Origin of the sequence: Lunatimonas lonarensis (genome assembly GCF_000390185.1) — a bacterium.
In the GTDB taxonomy this organism is placed as follows: domain Bacteria; phylum Bacteroidota; class Bacteroidia; order Cytophagales; family Cyclobacteriaceae; genus Lunatimonas; species Lunatimonas lonarensis.
The window spans coordinates 24,103-43,164 of the sequence record NZ_AQHR01000029.1 but is presented as its reverse complement, the minus strand read 5'-3'; the positions used below and the strand labels follow the sequence as shown (position 1 = coordinate 43,164).

Genomic DNA, 19,062 nt, shown 5'->3' with positions numbered 1-19,062 from the left:
TACCCGGTGCCAACGAAGGTAGCAAACACATAAATGACCTAAAAACCAACTGCAGCAATTTCAAAACCTAAGTGGCCTCGCTACTCGCAAATCTCGAGCCACATTCAAAAATAACGGATTTATTTTAATTTTGGTTTGTTTTTTTGAATACACAGAGAACACTGTCCTTTTCGTTAGCTTATGATGTTGTCTCTTTGAAGCGCATGTACAATTGCCTTCAAGAGGTTTAGGGCAAAGCGGTCTTTGATTTTTTCCTCCAAAAATCGGGCATCATAAATCGTTTGGGAGCGTAACAGTACAGTTAATATTTTCCCCAACGTCACGATGTCCAAGTTGTAAAGACCACTGGGGTTACTGTAGTATTGCTCAGCCTCGTGTTTCCAGGATTGCCAGTCAAAAAAAGGTACCAACCTTAATTTCAAGACCGTATCTAGCAAACGCACGTGGATACCTTTTAAACCTAAGACTTCATAGGAGGTATGTTCAAAATTTATTATACCCAGCTTTTTTTCCGCTTTATAGAATTTGAGTTCCAATTCATGGATCACATCGAGTAAAGGCTTAAGGTTGCCACTCTTTAGATTCTTACAATGTTCGGGAAAATGGCTTATCGGTATGAATAATGGGGTAGATTCTTGTATCATGTTCATGATAATTAGTTTTAATCCCTTATTAATTTTAACACAATTGTTTTAATATAGTTACAAAAACTTAAAATTTAGAATGATAAAACTACCTAAACAGAGATATTGCTCTGTTAGGCTTTTTCAAACTCAAACCCAATGCCATTTGTAGAACCAATCGCTTTGATCTCTAATCATTTGATAATGATATGATTTCGGGGTGTAAGTAACGACTTTTTTTCTACCAAAAAAATACCCTGATCGGGGTATTTTTACATTCAAAATGCATGATTTAAGCTTTTGAATTGGACAGATGTCTTTGATAACAGCTGGATAGCGGTACTGGGGTACAGTGAGAAGGATAAAATGCCTTCGCGAAATAACCTTTTTTGGTTCAAATTTGGTGATAAATAAATTTGACTTTTAAATTTAAAAAATAGAAAAATATTTTCTTTCTTTGTTTCTGATGAGAGGTGCCTAAGTGGCGGAAATGCATTAATGAGCCGGAATACTTTTAAACGAATTTATTTTAATTATTTTTGTACCTCCAAAAACCGACTCCAAAATCATGTTCGATAATCTTAGTTTCAAGTTAGACCGGGCCTTTAAGACCTTAAAAGGTACTGGAACCATCACGGAAATCAATGTAGCAAGTACTGTAAAGGAAATCAGACGTGCGCTGATAGACGCAGACGTTAACTACAAGGTTGCCAAAGATGTGACCGATCGGATCAAAGAAGAGGCATTGGGACGAGATGTGTTGATCGCTGTTTCCCCCGGTCAATTATTGGTGAAAATCACACAGGAGGAGCTTACCAAACTCATGGGGGGGGCTAAGGAGGATATCAACCTAAAAGGTGATCCTGCTGTCGTTTTGATTTCCGGACTCCAGGGTTCTGGTAAGACGACTTTTTCGGGTAAGCTGGCTGCTTTTTTGAAAAAGCAGGGGCGTCAGGTGCTGCTTGTTGGATGTGATATCTACAGGCCCGCAGCCATCGAGCAGCTCAAAACTCTCGGCGGTCAGATTGGAGTGGAGGTATATGCCGAGCCGGAGAATAAAGATGCGGTGACCATCGCTAAAAATGCCATTGCCCACGCCAAGAAAACCGGGAAAAAAACCGTGATCATTGATACGGCCGGCCGTCTTGCGGTAGACGATAAAATGATGGATGAAATCTCCGTCTTAAAAAGCACGGTGAATCCTTCTGAGACGCTTTTTGTAGTCGATTCAATGACAGGGCAGGATGCTGTCAATACCGCAAAGACTTTTGATGAGCGCTTGGATTTTGACGGAGTAGTACTCACCAAATTGGATGGGGACAGTAGGGGCGGAGCAGCGATTTCCATCCGCCATGTGGTAAACAAACCCATTAAGTTCATCTCCACAGGAGAGAAAATGGAAAATTTGGACATTTTCTATCCCGACCGGATGGCCCAGCGGATTTTGGGGATGGGCGACGTGATTTCATTGGTAGAAAAAGCCCAGCAATCCTTTGATGAGGATGAAGCGAAGCGGATCAATGCCAAAATCAGAAAGAATCAGTTTAATTTCGACGATTTCCTTTCCCAACTGGAGCAAATCAAAAAGATGGGAAACATAAAGGACCTGCTAGGCATGATCCCTGGTATGGGTAAGGCCATGCGCGGCTTGGATATTGACGACGACTCCTTCAAGCCCATAGAGGCGATCATCAAAAGTATGACCCCAGGGGAGCGGGAGAATCCTGATATCATTGATGGAAGCAGAAGAAAGCGGCTGGCAGCCGGAAGCGGTAGATCCATTCAGGAGGTCAATAATTTGATGAAGCAGTTTGGTGACATGAAAAAAATGATGAAACAGATGAATAATATGGGGGGTGCCAAAAAGGCTCTAGGTGCTCTCGGAGGGCGAAGAAGGTAATAGGTTAATGTAAAAAAATAGTCACCGACTGGTAAATCGGTGACTATTTTCAGGGTGTTTTCAGTCTTAGATTAAAGCCCATAGGTCATTTGAAATTTTTAATCCCCTTCATTGTAAGGAGTATATAGGTCGATTTTCGCTGTGTCGATTTCCAAAAGGGTAGGGACATCCAATTCCAACACGGCCTCACGGTTTACAAGTTCAGCCATTACATCCATTTGTTGACCATAAGGCGCGTCTTCTTGATGGATTTTGTTAAAAAAGGCCAGCAGCTCTTCGTTGCTGTATTCTTCGTACCGAGCTTTCCGCTCGTCGATGATTTTCGTTTTTTGTTCGGTAAGCATTTCGTCCTTACGACCGGCAATTTTTTCTTTGTAGTTGCTGATCATCAGATCAAGTTCTTCTTTATCAGAGAAAGGGGCAGCTGTCACGACTATTTGGCTGGTTTCGCCCTCAATGTTGACGACCGTTAACGTGTCCATGTTTTGTAGGTAGTACTCGTCGCCAGTTTCCAAGTCTAGGATTCTCTCTTCTTCGAACACGAATCGTTGTTCGGACGCTTTTTGTTGACAGGAAGTTGTGATTAAGATGGATAATGCTAAAATACCTAAAGTTTTCATAATGTTATTTTTTTCTCTTGCTATCTTACGTGGGATTCTTTAATAAAGTTCTGTTTTGATTTTTAGTAAATAAAAAAACCTGAACCGTTTAAAGGTTTGTCCTAGCGAGAGGATTACCTTAGTAAATGGTTCCCAGAACCAATTGGTATCTAAAAATGAGCAAAATCCGTGCAGAAACTGCCTGAGTGGAAGTTAATATATCCACTTTTCCATAAACTTCAAAAATCCATCCTTATAGTGGTCGCTCACAGCGATGCTGATTCCTCCCAAGTTTATGGTGTTTTTGGTAACGGATTCTATGTGGTCTAGCGAAACGATATAGGACCTATGAACCCGCATGAACTGGTCTCTTGGAAGGATTTCTTCCAAATTTTTCAATGAAGTGAGTGACAAAAGGGGGTGTGGCTTGTCAATCAGGTGTACCTTCACATAGTCCTTGTATCCTTCAATGCAGATGATATCTTTTAGAAAGACCTTCACCAACTGGTATTCGACCTTTAAAAACAGGTAGTCTTTTTGAGGTACCGAAACCTGAGGAGGAAATTGGGCAGATTGGGTAATTTGATAGGCTTTTGTACTCGCTCTCAGGAATTCATCGTAACCAAACGGCTTTAATAGATAGTCCAATGCATTCACTTTGTATCCTTCCAACGCAAATTGATCGTAGGCAGTGGTGAAAATGATTTTCGGTCTATTTTTATTTTTATGACCCTCCAAAACCCTTGCCAGTTCCATTCCCGTAAGACCAGGCATTTGAATATCCAAAAAAATGAGATCAACTTCCTTCTCATGTATAAAGCTCAGTGCTTCGATAGCGTTTTCAAATTTTCCCACCAATTCGAGGAAGGGTGTTTGGGATATAAATCCACTTACCAAAGCGAGGGCTAACGGTTCGTCATCTACCGCGATACATCTGATCTTTGAATCGGCCATGCCGACAAGTTAGCGATTTTTTTGATCGGAACAGATCAACCTAGGTTGATAGATAAATCTACTCGGTAGTTTTTCTCGGGGTTGGTGTCGTCTATAAGCAGCGTGTGTTTGTTCTTATACAGAAGTGATAACCTTCTTAGGGTGTTTGCTAGTCCAATGCCTTTTCGGTTGATTTCAGGACTCGACTGATTTTTTTCGTTGATTTTATTTTCTGTCTGAAGTTGCAAACAGTTGCCTTCCATTGTCAGGTTAATTTTGATATGGCTCTCTTGGCCTGCGGTCACGCCATGTTTGAAACAATTCTCGATAAAAGGTAGCAGTAGCATGGGCGCAATCATGATGTCCTCTACCTTCTCTTGGACATGTATATCCAGTTTTACTTTCTCAGAGACGCGCATTTGCATCAACGAAATGTAGTCGTTGATGAAATTTACCTCGCTGGAAAGCAGTGTTTTGTCCTTTTCCGTTTCATACAGCACATAGCGCATCATCCTCGATAATTTTAACAGGGCAGCTTTGGCCTTCTCCACGTCAAAGTTGATCAGCGCATAAATATTGTTTAACGTATTGAAAAAAAAGTGGGGATTGATTTGGGCTTTGAGATAGGATAGCTCAGAGGATTTCTTTTGCTCCTCCAATTGCCGCCGTACCAGGTCCTCCATTTGCCATTTCTGCACGGCTGCTATGCTCGTACTTATGCCGATACTGAGTGCGTACTGAAGGTAGAAAACGATGTCCCACGTATAGCTCTTTGGTTTTGGTACATACGCTTCACCGGGCCGGAAGGCCTCATGCATAATTCTGGAAAACTCAACCCAGCTATCGTATTTTTGCAACAAAAGCACAAAAAGCAGTCCGGTACCCAACGCAATAAACAGGTACTGCCCATATTTTTCTTGAAAAAGGAACCGCGGAGCAATAAAGAAAATATTTCCGTAGAAAGACCAGATGAGTATGGTCAGAATCAAACCTTGCTTGATCCAAAATTCAGCAGGAAGGTCGATTTTCCAGGATAGTGGATTGATCACAAACAAGGCCAAGGCTACGAGCAACCATGCAAGGATGTGTACCACTACCGTAAGATTCTTTCGAAATAGGGTGGGTTTCATTTTTTTCTTTTTACGCCTAACGAATGCCCAGACGGAAGGCGGTTCGATTCAGCCGTTACATCTCAGAAATCGACTTTTTAACGGATTGTCGCAGAATCCAATCCCACAAACTTATATGGATACAGGGTAAACTTTTACGATATTATACGGTTCCTCAAATTATGTCGTCAAAATTCCCAATCCAATCGATAAAAGCCAACAAAGTGCCTTTGGGAAATAAAAACGGCTCATCAGCGGGTTTCGTCTATAAAAAATGGGCTTTCGTCTAATAGATTTTTTACTCGTGTGTGCATGCCTTTTATTTGCTGTTGAATTTTGAATAACTAGACCAAACAATGAATTTTAAATCTTTGAAAAATATCAACTACCTTATCGGTGTATTAACAGCGGTCGCAGCATTTTTTGGCAATGATTTCTCCTCTTTTGCCCAAGAAAATGGACCTCGCTACCAAATTACGGGAAAAGTCGCCGACAAATCCGATAATCCTGTTTCCTACGCATCGGTGATCCTTGTGGATGCCGAATCAGACCGAAATGTGGCTGGAGCGGTAGCGGACGATGACGGAGAGTTTTTCATAACCGGATTCAAAGACGGAAAGTATAAACTCAGGGTTTCCTTTATGGGATACAATTCTTCGTCGCCCATCGATATTGAAGTGACTCCCTCCAGTAACTACTTTAATCTTGGTAAAATTGAGCTTGCCGAAGAGTCAGTCGCTTTGCAGGAAGTAGTGGTGCAGGGTCAGCGTCAGTTGATTGAGGAGAAGGTAGACCGCACCATATACAACGCCGAAAATGATCTGACTACGGCTGGGGGGGATGCCTCAGACGTGCTACGGAGAGTGCCTATGCTATCTGTTGACCTTGACGGTAATGTATCTATGAGGGGTAGCAGCAACATTTTGGTTCTGATAGACGGAAGGCAATCGGCTATTGTTGCCAATAACATAGCTGAAGCTCTAAAACAAATACCGGCAGAGGAGATCAAGTCGGTGGAGGTCATCACATCGCCCTCGGCAAAATACGACGCGGAAGGTACTGGCGGAGTTATTAATATAGTGACAAAGAAGAATAAACTTCAAGGCCTTTCATTGAACATCAATAGTAGTGCCGGTCTTAGAGGATCCAATTTAGGTGCCAATGCCAGTGCCAAAAAGGGAAAGATGGGCTGGACTCTTGGTGGTTTTGGGCGTGCTGGCTACAACATCCTTGGAGGATTTGAAAACGAGCAGACCCTGATAGACCCCAGCGGTAACAATACCCGAATTCTTCAATCCGCCGATACGAGGAACAATATGTTGTTTGGAAGGTATAATCTGGGGTGGGACTTTGATATCAATAAATTTAATTTCCTTACGGCTTCTGTGAGTGTGGGCGTAAGAAATATGCGCAGCCGCCAGAATGGATTGCTTACCGATACGTTTAGGGAGCAGCAATTGCTTAGTTCGGTACTGAGAGATGTCAACACCGACAATCTTTCCAATTCAGTTGATTTTAATTTTAATTACACAAAGACCTACGAGAAGCCGCAGAAGGAGTTTTCGGTATCGACCCTCTACAGCAGGAACAACCTTACCAACGATTTTACCAATAGCCTATATAATGCCAGCTTTGATGATATCATCTTCAGGATAAGGAACGACAACGAAGGAATCAATGAGGAATTCACCATCCAATTGGATTACGTTACCCCTTTGGGAACGGGAGGCAAACAAATCTTGGAATACGGTGCAAAAAATATCCTGAGAAAAGCTGTCAGCGATTTTGCCTATTTCGAAGCAGACGGGCCTGGTGCTCCTTATGTTCAGAATACCGATGTCACATTTTCAAACCAATTCAACTACGATCAAAACGTAACGGCAGGCTATTTGTCACTTACGCAGAGTTTCCTGGAACATTATACGTTGAAGGCTGGCCTGCGCTACGAGTATACGACCATTCAGGCCGATTTCAGGAATTCGGAAATGCCTGCGGATATACCAGACTATGGGGTTTTTGTACCAAGTGTGAACGTCGGTAGGAAACTGTCAAACGGCAACATGATAAAAGGAGCCTACAACCGTAGGATCCAGCGTCCCTCACTGAATTTTCTAAATCCAAATATCCAGGCAGCCAACCCGCTCCAAATCACCCAGGGCAATCCTTTGCTGGATCCGGAGTTGACCGATAACTACGAAATGTCCTATAGTACCTACATCAAGGGTTCTTCGTTAAACATTACATCCTATTATCGAAATACCACAGGGTCAATTCAGCCGTTGCGTACCATTCAGGATGACGATGTGATTTTTACTACCTTTGAAAATATCGGAAGAGAGCAGGCCTTTGGGTTAAGTGTTTTTTCCAATGTCAATGTTTCAGGAAAATTCTCGTTGAACGGTAGTGTTGATAGCTTTTTTGCAAGATTGGACAACGGACTTGACGACCCCATGTTTGCGGCACAGAATGAAGGTTTTGTGGTGAGTGGCCGGTTATTCGGAAACTACACCCTTCCCAAGAACTGGCAGATTCAGGCCTTCTCCTTTTACAGGGGACGAGCCGTTCAGCTTCAGGGTACAGCAGGAGGGTTTGGTATCTACAGCTTGAGTTTCAACAAGCAATTCAATGAGCGTAAGGGAACGGTTGGTTTTGGTGCAGAGAACTTCTTTACGACAGAGTTTAGGATAAGAAATGAGTTGTATACACCGACAATTATGCAACAAAGTGTGACATCCTTGCGAAATATGAACTTTAAGGTTAACTTTTCCTATCGAATCGGTAAGCTCAGCGTCGATGGAGGTCAGCGAAGGAAGAGACGGGGAGTTACCAATGAAGATCTAAAGCAAGAAGGTGGTGGCACCATGATAGACAATTAAGACAGTTTGGGATTGAGTTTAATAATAAAGAAAAAAGGCTTCCGCGTGGAAGCCTTTTTTCTTTACATTTATTTTAGTTATTAAATGACTAGTAGGATTAATCCCGATACAATACCTTTTTCACCGCGTCAATGGTTCGCTTCGCATTAGGAAGTGTAGCTTCAATATAGGTTGGAGCGTAACTAAGCGGGATATCCATGGAGTTTACGCGTAGAATAGGCGCATCCAGGTAGTCGAATGCCAGTCGCTGTATATTGAACGCCAGATCGGTCGCAATTGAGGAAAGGGGGTTTGCTTCCTCGACAATTACACATCGGTTTGTTTTTTTGACAGACTGAATCACGGTATCGTAGTCGATAGGCCGAACGGTTCTGAGGTCAACGATCTCCACTTCTATGCCTTCTTTGGCCAAAACTTCCGCGGCCTCATAGGCTACTTTGATGATTTTCCCAAAGGAAACTATGGTCACATCTTTTCCTTTTCGCTTGATGTCGGCCACACCTAATGGCAACAGGTATTCTCCCTCTGGAACCTCCCCGCGATCACCATACATCAGTTCTGATTCCATGAAGATTACGGGGTTATTGTCCCGTATGGATGCCTTTAGCAATCCCTTGGCATCGTAGGGGTTTGAAGGAACTACTACTTTCAAGCCTGGCGTGTTGGCGAACCAATTCTCAAAATTGGATGAATGCGTGGCACCTAGTTGACCGGCATTTCCAGTCGGACCGCGAAAAACAATCGGAACGGAGTATTGTCCTCCGGACATGGAGTACATTTTTGCAGCGGAGTTTATTATTTGGTCGATGGCTACCAGCGAAAAATTAAAGGTCATAAACTCGATGATGGGTCGAAGACCGTTCATTGCGGCACCTACACCCAGACCTGCAAATCCAAGCTCAGAGATGGGTGTGTCATAAACCCTTTCTGGCCCAAACTCATCCAACATGCCTTGGCTAGCCTTGTAGGCACCATTGTACTCGGCTACCTCTTCACCCATCAGAAAGACATTTTTATCACGTCTCATCTCCTCTGACATCGCGTCCCGAATAGCGTCTCTAAACTGTATTTCTTTCATGTATACGCAAAATTTTCTATGGTCGTAAAAATAGAAAGGAATCTCCCAAATACCAAGTTCACGAGGGTAATTAACTTTTTGGCAAACCTCGGCGAATCCCTGTTTCGCTTGGAGATATCAGAATATACATCTTTCTTAGTGCATTGGATCATTACGACAGCCGCATGAAAATCTCCGTTGCTATTATTTCCGATTCACATGGCTATATTGATCAAGGCGTTATACGACACTTGGAGGAAGTGGATGAGATTTGGCATGCAGGGGATATTGGTTCGTTCGATGTGATTGGCTGGTTTCCCGAGGGGAAAATACATCGGATCATAACCGGTAATATTGATGATCACAGCATCCGCGAAAGGTTTCCGGAGGAATTAGTGTTCGAAGTAGGCGGGCTTCGAGTGCTGATGCTGCATATTGGGGGAAACCCGGCAAGGTATGCAAAAGGTGTTAAGGCAAGGATTAGGGAAGTTAAGGCTGGTCTGTTTGTCTGCGGTCACTCGCACATTTGCCGGGTGGAATACGACCGCGGTCTCGAGTGCCTATACATGAATCCAGGTGCGATCGGTATGCAGGGATTTCATCAGGTGCGCACCATGCTGAAATTTTCGATTATTGAAGGAAAACCAACTGATTTGAGGGTAATAGAATTAGGGAAAAAAAGAATGCCCAGCTCAAATTAACGGAACTGGGCATTTTAATGAGAAAGGTTTTTTCGGACTAACTCAGTTCGAAAAGCTTTTTTTGATTTCCTCAACATCTACGTTTTTGATTACAGGCTTGGCATTCAATTGCTTGATCTTAAGCACTCTTGTGTTTTGTCCCTGTCGTTTTCTTCGGAGCTTTCTTTTTAATGTAGTAACGGCCATCTTTATTCAGGATTACAAGTGATTTCAAATGAGGGGCAAAGATAGGGTTTTATTCTAAATTTCCCACGGGATTTGCTTTAAAAATAGCTGTCTCCCACAAGGCTCGTGCAAAATGCTGTTTATTCTTAGCAGCTTTTGATACCTTTGGGCAAAATTTAGCAATTGATGAGCAACACAAAACCCAGTCTCCCCAAAGGTACCCGTGATTTTGGCCCGGTAGAGATGGCCCGGAGAAACTATATATTGGAAACGATCAAAGATACCTTTCGTCTCTTTGGTTTTGAGCAATTGGAAACCCCGGCGATGGAGAACTTATCTACGCTGACCGGGAAGTACGGTGATGAGGGAGATCAGCTATTGTTTAAAATTTTGAATAGTGGTGACTACCTCAAAGGAGTGACGATAGAAGAAGTAGCACAGGGAAGCAGTGCCATTCTGCCAAAAATTGCGGAAAAGGGTCTTCGCTATGATTTGACGGTTCCTTTTGCCCGGTTTGTTGTGATGAACCGAAACGAGTTGGTATTTCCTTTTAAACGTTTTCAGATTCAGCCCGTCTGGAGAGCCGATAGACCACAGCGGGGCCGGTACCGTGAGTTTTACCAATGTGATGCGGATGTGGTAGGCACTGACAGCTTGGTATGTGAAGCAGAGATATTGTTGATGATAAAACGGGTATTTGGGGCTTTTGGCCTTACGGATTATACGATTAAAATCAATAATAGAAAGATACTTACGGGTCTCGCTGAGTTTATCGGTGCGCCCGGAAAGGAACAAGAACTCTGTGTTTCCATAGATAAATTAGATAAAATCGGATGGGAAAAGGTGAAAGGGGAGTTATTGGATAGGGGATTTGTCGCTGATGCCATCGATAAACTCGCTCCTATCGTCAGAAGGGAGGAGGGGCTCAATGCGGATACACTCGGGTTTTTTCGAGAGATATTGGGAAGCAGCATCGTTGGCTCCATGGGTGTAGATGAGTTAAGTCAGGTTTTGGATTTATTGGAGGCGATGGGAGGGGATCAATCCCATGTCAGCTTTGATCCCATGTTAGCCAGAGGCTTATCATACTATACGGGAGCCATATTTGAAGTGAAGATAAACAACGTTTCCATTGGATCGGTGAGTGGTGGGGGAAGGTATGATAATCTGACGGGCGTTTTTGGATTACCGGATGTTTCTGGTGTTGGATTTTCCTTTGGAGTAGACCGAATTTACGATGTGTTGCTTGAACTGGGACTGTTTGGAGACGTTGCGGCTGCTCCGGTGGATGTGTTGATCACGCATTTTGGACAGCAGGAAATGAATTACGGCTTGGGGATTCTATCTGAGTTACGCGCCCTTGGGATTTCGGCAGAAATATATCCTGATACATCAAAAATAAAAAAGCAGTTTGCCTATGCCGACAAAAAAAACATACCTTATGTTATCGTTATTGGATCCGAGGAAATGAATTCTGCAAAAGTGACGCTAAAAAATCTTCGTAGCGGTGAACAACATACCGACAATTTGAACAAAGTATGTGAGGTTTTGGTACAAAAAAAGCGGTCACCAAACGATTGACCGCCAAATAATTTAATCAACTTTAGCAATTGAACTGATAGGGATGGCCAAGCCTCCTTTCAGGGTGATGAACTGAGACCCTACGCACCAAATGGTGGTTTCGATTTGATAGGCTTTTTTGTTTTCCGCTTCAAAGGTTATCGAAACTTTCCCTTTGGACCCGTTGCCCAGTATCTGTGCCCGATGTAAATCGTGATTTCTGAGTTTCTTTGCCTCCTCATCTACAAGCACATCCGTCTTTGAGAAGGTTATTTCTCGTACGGCTTCCTTGTCTATCTTTAGGATTTCCTTTTCATAATTTTCCATGTCGTAGTTAGTTAGGGTTTTGGACTGTGAATGGCTTTCAGATTTTTGTTACGGTAATTTAGCAATTGTAGTTTCAAATCTTGCTGAAATTTATTTTATCGGTACAATAATGGGATTTTATGGGTATCATGGAATTAAATATTTTTCACTCCCAAGCCTGTCGAAATGAATTATTATATATTTGCGGTCAAATCAAAATACAAGTGCATATGTTTGATATCATGTCCATGATGAACAAGGTGAAGGAGGCGCAGGCCAAAATTAAGGCAGCCCAACAAGAGTTGATCTACCTTAGAGCCGAGGGGGAGGCTGGAGCTGGCTTGGTGAAAGTGATCGTCAATGGCGAACGCAAGGTCATAGACATGATCATTGACGATTCGTTGGTCAACATGGAGGATAAAGAAATGCTAAAGGATTTGATCGTCGCTGCCAGCAATTTTGCGTTTCAAGCAATTGAAGTGAAGATAAAGGAGAAAATGAAGAATGCCACCGAGGGGATAATGCCATCAATCCCTGGCATGGACTTTGGCAATATGTTTTGATGCGCTGCGCCGCTATTGTCATTCTTAATTTTAACGGGGAATCGATGCTCCGCCGGTTCCTACCGTCGGTTGTAGAGCACAGCGTCCATGACCTTATCGTAGTGGACAATGGCAGCGACGATGGATCGTTGACTTTTCTTCGCAGTCATTATCCAGCCGTACGGATAATACAACTTGCCTCCAATGTGGGCTATAGCGGAGGCTACAATGAAGGTTTGGCCCAGCTTCAGGGCTCTTATGAATTTTACCTATTGCTTAATTCCGATATGAGCGTAACTCCCGCTTGGGATCTGAAGATGGTTGATTTTTTGGTGGAGCATCCCAAGATGGCCGTTGCGCAGCCAAAAATCCGCTCAATTAATCAGGAAGGATATTTCGATTATGCTGGAGGAGCCGGTGGATTTTTGGATTCCTTTGGCTATCCGTATTGCAGGGGACGCATCCTGCATACATTGGAAGAAGATAGGGGACAATATCAGGAATCAATTAACTTGGATTGGGCTTCCGGTGCCTGTTTTTGCGTTCGTGCATCCTGCTTTCACGGGTTTGGAGGCTTTGATCCTATGTTTTTTGCCCATATGGAGGAAATAGATCTATGTTGGAGGCTCAGATCCGCAGGATGGGAAATAGGCGTGAACCCAGAGGTAGCCGTATTCCACTTGGGGGGCGGTACCCTACGCAAAAGCAATCCCAGAAAAACCTACCTGAATTTTAGAAACAGCCTGTTCATGCTTTACAAAAATCTTTCCTGTATCGCGTTTATCAGGGTTTTCGTGATGAGGATGGTGTTGGATTTTGGGGCATTGATCCATATTGCCTTTTCAAACGGCCTTCAACATGCCTGGGCCATACATAAGGCATATGTTCATTTCCTGAAAAATTACCGGAAGCTTCCTACGTCTCCACGGAACCCCGCCAAATTCATATCATCCAAACAAGCTCACGTCAAGAGCATAATTTTGGCGTATTATTTGCAACGTAAAACCCGGTTTGGAGATTTTGATTAATCAAAAAGTGCCGGATTGGCCATGCGTCGGAAATATTTCTTCAGTTTCATCATCATTGCCAAGCTTACATACAGAATAATGGGAGACCCTAGCGTGATAAATGAAGCATAAATGAAAAACAACCGGATACTGTCTATGGGGAAATTAAGTTTTTCCCCTAATTTTGAACACACTCCGAAGGCACTTTCTTGGAAATATAGTTTAATCTTTTCCATACAGGTATCATTAGATGTTTAACTGGATAAATAAAAATTCATTACTGAAGATAACCTCGACAACCTACGTTTGTTATGTTTAAACAGCCAATTTACAATTTTCTTTTCGTACTCCTTTTGTTTTCTTCCTGTAGCATTCAGCAAGTTATAAAAAAAGTTGAAAATCAAAAAATTTCGGTAAGTCCGGTTCCCTTGGAACGTTACGGCGATTCCGTGAAGTTTGAAATTAAAGTTGAGTTGCCTAGACAAGTTTTCCATAAGAATGCGAACTATCGGTTGGTTCCAGAATTTTATTTTGGAAACCAAACAAAGGTATTCGAGGCCGAAGGGCTGGTTTTTGAAGGAGCAAAGATCGAGCCATCCGTAACGCCTTCAAAAAGGCAGTCCTTTGCGATGCGATTTGAGGATGGTATGGAGTCTGGTACCCTCGAAATGTACGGACTCGCTTACAGTAATAGGGGGTGGTTTAAAAAGAGAACGAGAAGTTATGTCCTGGCCCGCGGGGTAAAGAATTCTCCATCATTGACCCAATTGGGTCAAATTTACGAAACAGGAAATATTGCAAGAATCGGTCTTTACGTTCCTAGGGAAGGTATCGAGACCTACGGTATGTTTTTGGAAGGATGGGAGCCTTTAATCAGTGCATTGAGGTCGTATAGTGGGCTAGGTTATGACGAGAAGGCGGAGATCATAGATTTGATTCAAGGGCGGGGAGACTTTACCTTTAAGGAGCGTCAGCTCCAGCAAAATCCAAATTATGCGGCTTTACGAAGGGATATCATATTGGCCATTCCCAATCTCACCTCGGGACTGACTGCCATTCAAAAGACTCCTATGGAGATCTCTGTCTTGGCCCACCACATCATAAATAACAATGCGGTCCCCCAGGTTCTAACCGAGCAGGAATTGGCCTATGCAGCGGAAAATGAGCCTCGGATAATGCAGAAGAACAAGTTGTATTTTGCAATGGTGAAGGGGTATCCCAGCGTGTTTTCCTGGAATAACCTGGGGGTAACTTACCTAAACTTATACCATCGGGAAGTAGACCGATCAAAGAAGCTTGGACACCTAAATGCTGCCAGGGATGCTTTCGATAATTCAAACGCCATTTTTCAGAATCCCTTTGCTTCTTTTAACCAGGCGCTGATTACAGCCCTCTTGGGAAATTATTTGGATTCCTATCAGGAGTTTTTTATCAGTATGAGCCTGACCCAATCTGAGGGTATCCGAATGCTCCATCAGGCGAAGTTGGGTGCAGTATCTATTTTAAATGGCGATTATAGGCTGGCGGCTATGCACCTAAATCAGTCAGAGCGCGACCAAGTCAATCTTTTCAACCGTGGGTTAGCCTATCTGATGATGCAGGATTATTATAATGCCCTTATTTCTTTTGAAGATTGCGCGGTAAAGGATATTGAAAACGGTTATCCATTTTACGGGTTGGCATTGATAGCGGCCAGAAACGGCGAAGACGATCGTTTTTTTGAGAACCTTCAAAAGGCAACCGAAAAAAATGAGTACCTGAAACAGCGTGCCATGGTTGATCTGGAGTTCCTTTTCTATCGGCAGGAGGATAGGTTCAAGGAAATTTTCCGCTAATTGCCGTCTCCGGGTTGAGTATGCAAACCAAGAAAGTAGTAGGAGTAGACGTGGGAGGTTCCCACATTACAGCCGGCTGGGTCGATCTACAGGAAATGAGATTGGATGATTCTTCAGTTGTTCGAAGCGATGTGGATTCTCTCGGCAGCAAGGATCAGGTACTTGATGGTTGGATACAGGTGCTTTCTCGCTTTGAGTTGAGCCCATCCGATTGTATTGGAATCGCCATGCCTGCCCCCTTTGATTATGAACGGGGTATTTCCCTTCTAAAGGAGCAAGGGAAGTTTAGGAGCCTCTACGGAGTCAATGTGAGGGAGCATCTGGCGAAAGGCCTGGGTATCCATTCAAGACAGATCTTCTTTTCGAATGACGCGGCTTCTTTCCTTCAAGGAGAGGCTTTGTTTCAGCGTTTTCCACCGAACGAAAGAGTGATTGGCATCACCTTGGGAACGGGCCTGGGGTCAGCCTATCGATTTGGAGAGCGGGCAGTGGATGCCGAGCTTTGGTCATCACCGTTCAAAGCTAAACAAGCTGAGGATTATTTGGGGACCAATTGGTTTGTGAAGTGGGCAATGGATGTCTCTGGATTAAGCATAAGTGGGCCAAAGGAACTGGTCCTGACAGCCCCGGAATTGGCACATCGGGCTTTTACTGAGTATGGGAAAAATCTCGGTGAATTTCTGGCCAAGCCTATCCGAGAGCATGGAATAGAGCGTGTAATTTTGGGAGGGAATATAACTAAGGGCCGTAAGTATTTCCATGAGCCATTGCTTAACCAACTGAAGGAAAAGCAGGTAAATGTCGAAATAAATTTTAGCCAGCTGGGTGAAAACGCCGTATTGTTGGGAGCCGCTAGCAATTGCGAATATCCCAAGGGCAATATCTCCTGATTTTTGGTATATTTGGAAGTCGTTTTTAAAAAAAGTAGTTGTTTTATCTTAATTGAACCGCAGATCTATGAACATTGAGAAGGAGTTGACAAAGGAAGAAGTTTTTGGGCAGGTTCGCGACTTTCTGGCGGCAAGAGGGTTGGGAATCAGCGCGGAGGATTCAGAACGTCCGTGGGGTGGGTTTTTTGTTATCGAAGAAGGGCAGATTGGTTTGTTTCGATCTCTCTTTTTTCCGGAAGTGGAATTGACCGATTTTCAATTAAACAACAAGCTTAGCCCAAAGATTTTGTTAGTGGCTCCGGAAAGGAGGCTTTCTTGGCAATACCATTTTCGACGGGCCGAGATATGGAAGTTGATTGTTGGAGAGGGGGCAATCATTCGAAGTGATACCGATGAGGAAAATGAACCTGCTTCAATGGTACTAGGAGAAGTGGTACGCCTTAGACAGGGTGAGCGGCATCGCCTGATCGGCTTGGGATCTTGGGGTGTTGTGGCTGAAATATGGATGCATACCGATCCTACCTATCCCTCGGACGAAGACGATATCGTGAGGGTACAGGACGATTTTCAACGGAAATAAAATCAGTTATTTACAGGAGGGATTGCCGAGAAGGTGTTTTTTCCGGTGAGCGAAAGCACATAGTCCGCGATTTTATCACCTTGCCTTACACCCTCCTCGATTGCATCCCGGAAGTGAATTCCGCCATAGAGTCTGGAGATGGCTGCCTCATCCGCAGCCTGTAGGAAGGAGGTGAAGTCTCGTTCGGGAAGGCCAAAATACACCTCTGAGGTATCGGTAAACTCGAAGTTATCCCCAAAATAATCGGTCAATAGACGGGCGCTCACACGGGAGATCACGCTATGTCCGCTGGTGTATTCTGGAAAGGGAGGGGTTTGCAGAAGTGGCTGCCAGGACTCATCGATGTATTTGTTGATCGCCGTAATAGGACGTATTCGATCGCTCTGGTATTTCTCCGCCCAACAGCTTACGAAGGCGTCGTGAAGGGATAAAGCAAGTACGGTGTGTATTTGGACTGTTTCGGCAAAGCTGAGGCCGGCCTGTTGGCTTGCTATGCCCGTGATGCCCATCCAGTGTCCGCCGGGGGATATTTTTTTTATGCCTATTGCCATATGTCCGCTATAGGAAACAAAGAAGGGGTTGCAGTCCCAGAAGTTCGCAATCAACTTTTGCTCGTCAGTAAGCTGGCTTGTAACGCTATACACTTCGTTTAGGAGTTCAACGAATGGACTTTCTGGCTTGTCGGAAAAAGGTACCGGTGGAGCAGGGTAATAGCCGTCCAGGTCGGTCAGGAAAAAGGTGCGCAGTGTACGCCATTCAGGATCAATTGCCGCCATGTAGGCCGGAGGCGTCGGATACCACCGTCCCGGCCTAGGACTTGGGCTGTAGCGTCTCAGAGTACTTAATTTGCCGTATCCATCCTTGGACGCATAAGCGACCACTTGGCCGGCAACCTGTTTTGCATAGGCGATATGGCGCGAAATGTCTGACTTTCGAATTTTCCGATCTTTTACGTATTGGTCGATTAATTTTTCCTGGCTACTTATCAGATTTTTTCCTGAGGGCATAATGGACTTACCCACTTCCAGCATACAATAGGTTGCACAAAACTCAATATTTAGGTTCTTTTTGGACGATCCATCAATAGAAATGGAGAAAGGCTGGACAAAGCTTTGATAAAGTGCCCCATTGCCTCCGTCAGGATTAAGATCCGCCACTACGGCATAGGCACCCAGCGTAGCGTATGCGTAGAAACGGGCAGCTCCAGGGGGAGTGGCCACATCAGTCACCATGACCTCTGTTACAGAAAACAGATGATCTATAAAAACACCCGCCTCTTTTGGAGACGAATGGGTTAACGGAGTGAAGTTAGTCGCTTGGGCACTGTTTAGGTAAACCAAAAAAGCAACCAGCCAACTGAGAACGTTCCAACGCATAATTTTTTATTCTCTGATTAAATCAAAGATATCGGAAAAATCCGAAAATGGCCAGTATTTCAGTGGTTACCGGTTCTATTAGGATATTTCTGAGTTGGGTACGGGTGTGCCGCTACTACGTTGAAATTCCTGTTCATCAACTAGGGAAATAGCACCCAATATAGCTGAATCGTCGCGCTCGGATACATAAATTTGAAGATTGTCCGAAATGGCTTTGTAAGGAAAGGTGCCAATAGCTTCCATCATGGTTTTTTCAAACAGTGGAAACGCCTTTCGGATGGATCCACCAATCACGATGGCTTCAGGGGCATACGTGTACAAAATACGGGTTATTAGTGTTCCCAAATGGGTGCCGTAGGTTTCGAAAGCATGGATGGCAGATTTATTGTTTTCCGATGCTTTTTTGGCCAATCTTTTTGCTGTGTCTTGGTATCGCTCTTTGAAAAATTTACTGGAACAATAATCCTCAAACGTCTTGTCTAAGTAGCTAACTCCCCCCCATTCTCCCGCGCCACAGATAAATCCGGTGTACAAATGGTTATTCGCGATTACTCCTGTACCAATTCCCGTGCCGAGCGTCATTCCAACCACGTGGCGATGAACCCTCGCCGGCCCAAAGTGGTATTCCCCCAATGTGAAACAATTGGCGTCGTTATTGACAACTACAGGAACATTAAATCGCTGTTCCAGGAAATCTTTGAGCTTTACTTTTTGGAAGGAAGGGATGTTGGCAAGGTTATATACGATACCACGGTCGGGGTCCACTAATCCGGGTATGCCAATGCCTATGGCCTGGAAGTTATAGGGCAGATAATGGGCGATCTGATCCGAAATGGCTTCCAGAATATACTCCTGCGATTCGGAAAAAGGTGTTTTGTTTTCCAATCGTTCGAAGATCACACCTTCGTCATTGAGACCAGAGCTGATCTTGGTTCCGCCAATGTCTAACCCTACTATTTGGTTTTTAGCTACCATGCTGAAATTCTTTACCGAAATAATTACT

General features: G+C 43.8%; 18 protein-coding genes. 9 read left to right on the top strand and 9 right to left on the bottom strand.

Features of this window, described 5'->3' with window-relative positions; all coding sequences use genetic code 11:
* Positions 1–173: 173 nt before the first annotated feature.
* Positions 174–650 carry a DUF6508 domain-containing protein gene (locus ADIS_RS04065; RefSeq protein ID WP_035804630.1) on the bottom strand — a complete coding sequence of 159 codons (477 nt, stop codon included), beginning with the start codon at positions 648–650 and terminating at the stop codon, positions 174–176.
* Between the two features lie 541 nt (positions 651–1,191).
* Here ADIS_RS04065 and ffh point away from each other — a divergent pair.
* Positions 1,192–2,523 (top strand): signal recognition particle protein, encoded by a 1,332-nt coding sequence (gene ffh / locus ADIS_RS04060; RefSeq protein ID WP_010853065.1) that lies wholly within the window; start codon positions 1,192–1,194, stop codon positions 2,521–2,523.
* Between the two features lie 98 nt (positions 2,524–2,621).
* Here ffh and ADIS_RS04055 read toward each other — a convergent pair whose 3' ends face one another.
* The 3 genes from ADIS_RS04055 to ADIS_RS04045 form a co-directional block, all read right to left on the bottom strand.
* Positions 2,622–3,143 (bottom strand): hypothetical protein, encoded by a 522-nt coding sequence (locus ADIS_RS04055; protein WP_035804628.1) that lies wholly within the window; start codon positions 3,141–3,143, stop codon positions 2,622–2,624.
* A gap of 192 nt (positions 3,144–3,335) precedes the next feature.
* Complete coding sequence (locus ADIS_RS04050) at positions 3,336–4,076, bottom strand: LytR/AlgR family response regulator transcription factor (RefSeq protein ID WP_010853063.1); 741 nt, start codon at positions 4,074–4,076, stop codon at positions 3,336–3,338.
* A 35-nt stretch (positions 4,077–4,111) separates the two neighbouring features.
* Positions 4,112–5,185, bottom strand: a complete 1,074-nt coding sequence (locus ADIS_RS04045; RefSeq protein WP_010853062.1) for a sensor histidine kinase — start codon at positions 5,183–5,185, stop codon at positions 4,112–4,114.
* A gap of 335 nt (positions 5,186–5,520) precedes the next feature.
* Here ADIS_RS04045 and ADIS_RS04040 point away from each other — a divergent pair, with 335 nt between their 5' ends.
* Positions 5,521–8,040: a TonB-dependent receptor domain-containing protein gene (locus tag ADIS_RS04040; protein WP_010853061.1), complete on the top strand. Its 2,520-nt coding sequence runs from the start codon at positions 5,521–5,523 to the stop codon at positions 8,038–8,040.
* A 97-nt stretch (positions 8,041–8,137) separates the two neighbouring features.
* Here the strand turns inward: ADIS_RS04040 and ADIS_RS04035 are convergent, their stop codons facing one another.
* Positions 8,138–9,118, bottom strand: coding sequence for a pyruvate dehydrogenase complex E1 component subunit beta (locus ADIS_RS04035; RefSeq protein ID WP_010853060.1), 981 nt, complete (start codon positions 9,116–9,118; stop codon positions 8,138–8,140).
* Positions 9,119–9,282: 164 nt separating this feature from the next.
* Here ADIS_RS04035 and ADIS_RS04030 point away from each other — a divergent pair, with 164 nt between their 5' ends.
* Both ADIS_RS04030 and hisS read left to right on the top strand, forming a co-directional pair.
* Entirely contained in the window at positions 9,283–9,798 is a 516-nt protein-coding gene (locus ADIS_RS04030) for a metallophosphoesterase family protein (protein ID WP_035804648.1), read from the top strand.
* A gap of 351 nt (positions 9,799–10,149) precedes the next feature.
* Entirely contained in the window at positions 10,150–11,544 is a 1,395-nt protein-coding gene (gene hisS, locus ADIS_RS04025) for a histidine--tRNA ligase (protein WP_010853056.1), read from the top strand.
* A 12-nt stretch (positions 11,545–11,556) separates the two neighbouring features.
* On the opposite strand, the gene ADIS_RS04020 is transcribed toward hisS, so the two are convergent.
* The gene (locus tag ADIS_RS04020; protein WP_010853055.1) at positions 11,557–11,850 is read right to left on the bottom strand and encodes a hypothetical protein; all 294 of its coding nucleotides are present in this window, start codon (positions 11,848–11,850) and stop codon (positions 11,557–11,559) included.
* 209 nt (positions 11,851–12,059) lie between these two features.
* On the opposite strand from ADIS_RS04020, the gene ADIS_RS04015 reads away from it, so the two are divergent.
* Both ADIS_RS04015 and ADIS_RS04010 read left to right on the top strand, forming a co-directional pair.
* The gene (locus ADIS_RS04015) at positions 12,060–12,392 is read left to right on the top strand and encodes a YbaB/EbfC family nucleoid-associated protein (RefSeq protein WP_010853054.1); all 333 of its coding nucleotides are present in this window, start codon (positions 12,060–12,062) and stop codon (positions 12,390–12,392) included.
* Positions 12,392–13,399 carry a glycosyltransferase family 2 protein gene (locus ADIS_RS04010; protein ID WP_035804625.1) on the top strand — a complete coding sequence of 336 codons (1,008 nt, stop codon included), beginning with the start codon at positions 12,392–12,394 and terminating at the stop codon, positions 13,397–13,399. The genes ADIS_RS04015 and ADIS_RS04010 overlap by 1 nt, the downstream gene beginning before the upstream one ends.
* On the opposite strand, the gene ADIS_RS04005 is transcribed toward ADIS_RS04010, so the two are convergent.
* Positions 13,396–13,614: a PspC domain-containing protein gene (locus ADIS_RS04005; RefSeq protein ID WP_010853052.1), complete on the bottom strand. Its 219-nt coding sequence runs from the start codon at positions 13,612–13,614 to the stop codon at positions 13,396–13,398. The two genes, ADIS_RS04010 and ADIS_RS04005, sit on opposite strands and share 4 nt — an antisense overlap.
* Positions 13,615–13,851: 237 nt before the next feature.
* Here ADIS_RS04005 and ADIS_RS04000 point away from each other — a divergent pair, with 237 nt between their 5' ends.
* The 3 genes from ADIS_RS04000 to ADIS_RS03990 all read left to right on the top strand — a co-directional run bounded on the left by ADIS_RS04000 (position 13,852) and on the right by ADIS_RS03990 (position 16,683).
* A complete protein-coding gene (locus ADIS_RS04000; RefSeq protein ID WP_155907107.1) occupies positions 13,852–15,213 on the top strand; it encodes a hypothetical protein in 1,362 nt (453 codons plus the stop codon).
* Between the two features lie 20 nt (positions 15,214–15,233).
* Positions 15,234–16,103: an ROK family protein gene (locus tag ADIS_RS03995; RefSeq protein WP_010853050.1), complete on the top strand. Its 870-nt coding sequence runs from the start codon at positions 15,234–15,236 to the stop codon at positions 16,101–16,103.
* A gap of 67 nt (positions 16,104–16,170) precedes the next feature.
* Positions 16,171–16,683, top strand: a complete 513-nt coding sequence (locus ADIS_RS03990) for a cupin domain-containing protein (RefSeq protein WP_010853049.1) — start codon at positions 16,171–16,173, stop codon at positions 16,681–16,683.
* 2 nt (positions 16,684–16,685) lie between these two features.
* Here ADIS_RS03990 and ADIS_RS03985 read toward each other — a convergent pair whose 3' ends face one another.
* The gene (locus ADIS_RS03985) at positions 16,686–18,059 is read right to left on the bottom strand and encodes a vanadium-dependent haloperoxidase (RefSeq protein WP_010853048.1); all 1,374 of its coding nucleotides are present in this window, start codon (positions 18,057–18,059) and stop codon (positions 16,686–16,688) included.
* 78 nt (positions 18,060–18,137) lie between these two features.
* Positions 18,138–19,034 carry an ROK family protein gene (locus ADIS_RS03980; RefSeq protein WP_010853047.1) on the bottom strand — a complete coding sequence of 299 codons (897 nt, stop codon included), beginning with the start codon at positions 19,032–19,034 and terminating at the stop codon, positions 18,138–18,140.
* Positions 19,035–19,062 lie beyond the last annotated feature (28 nt).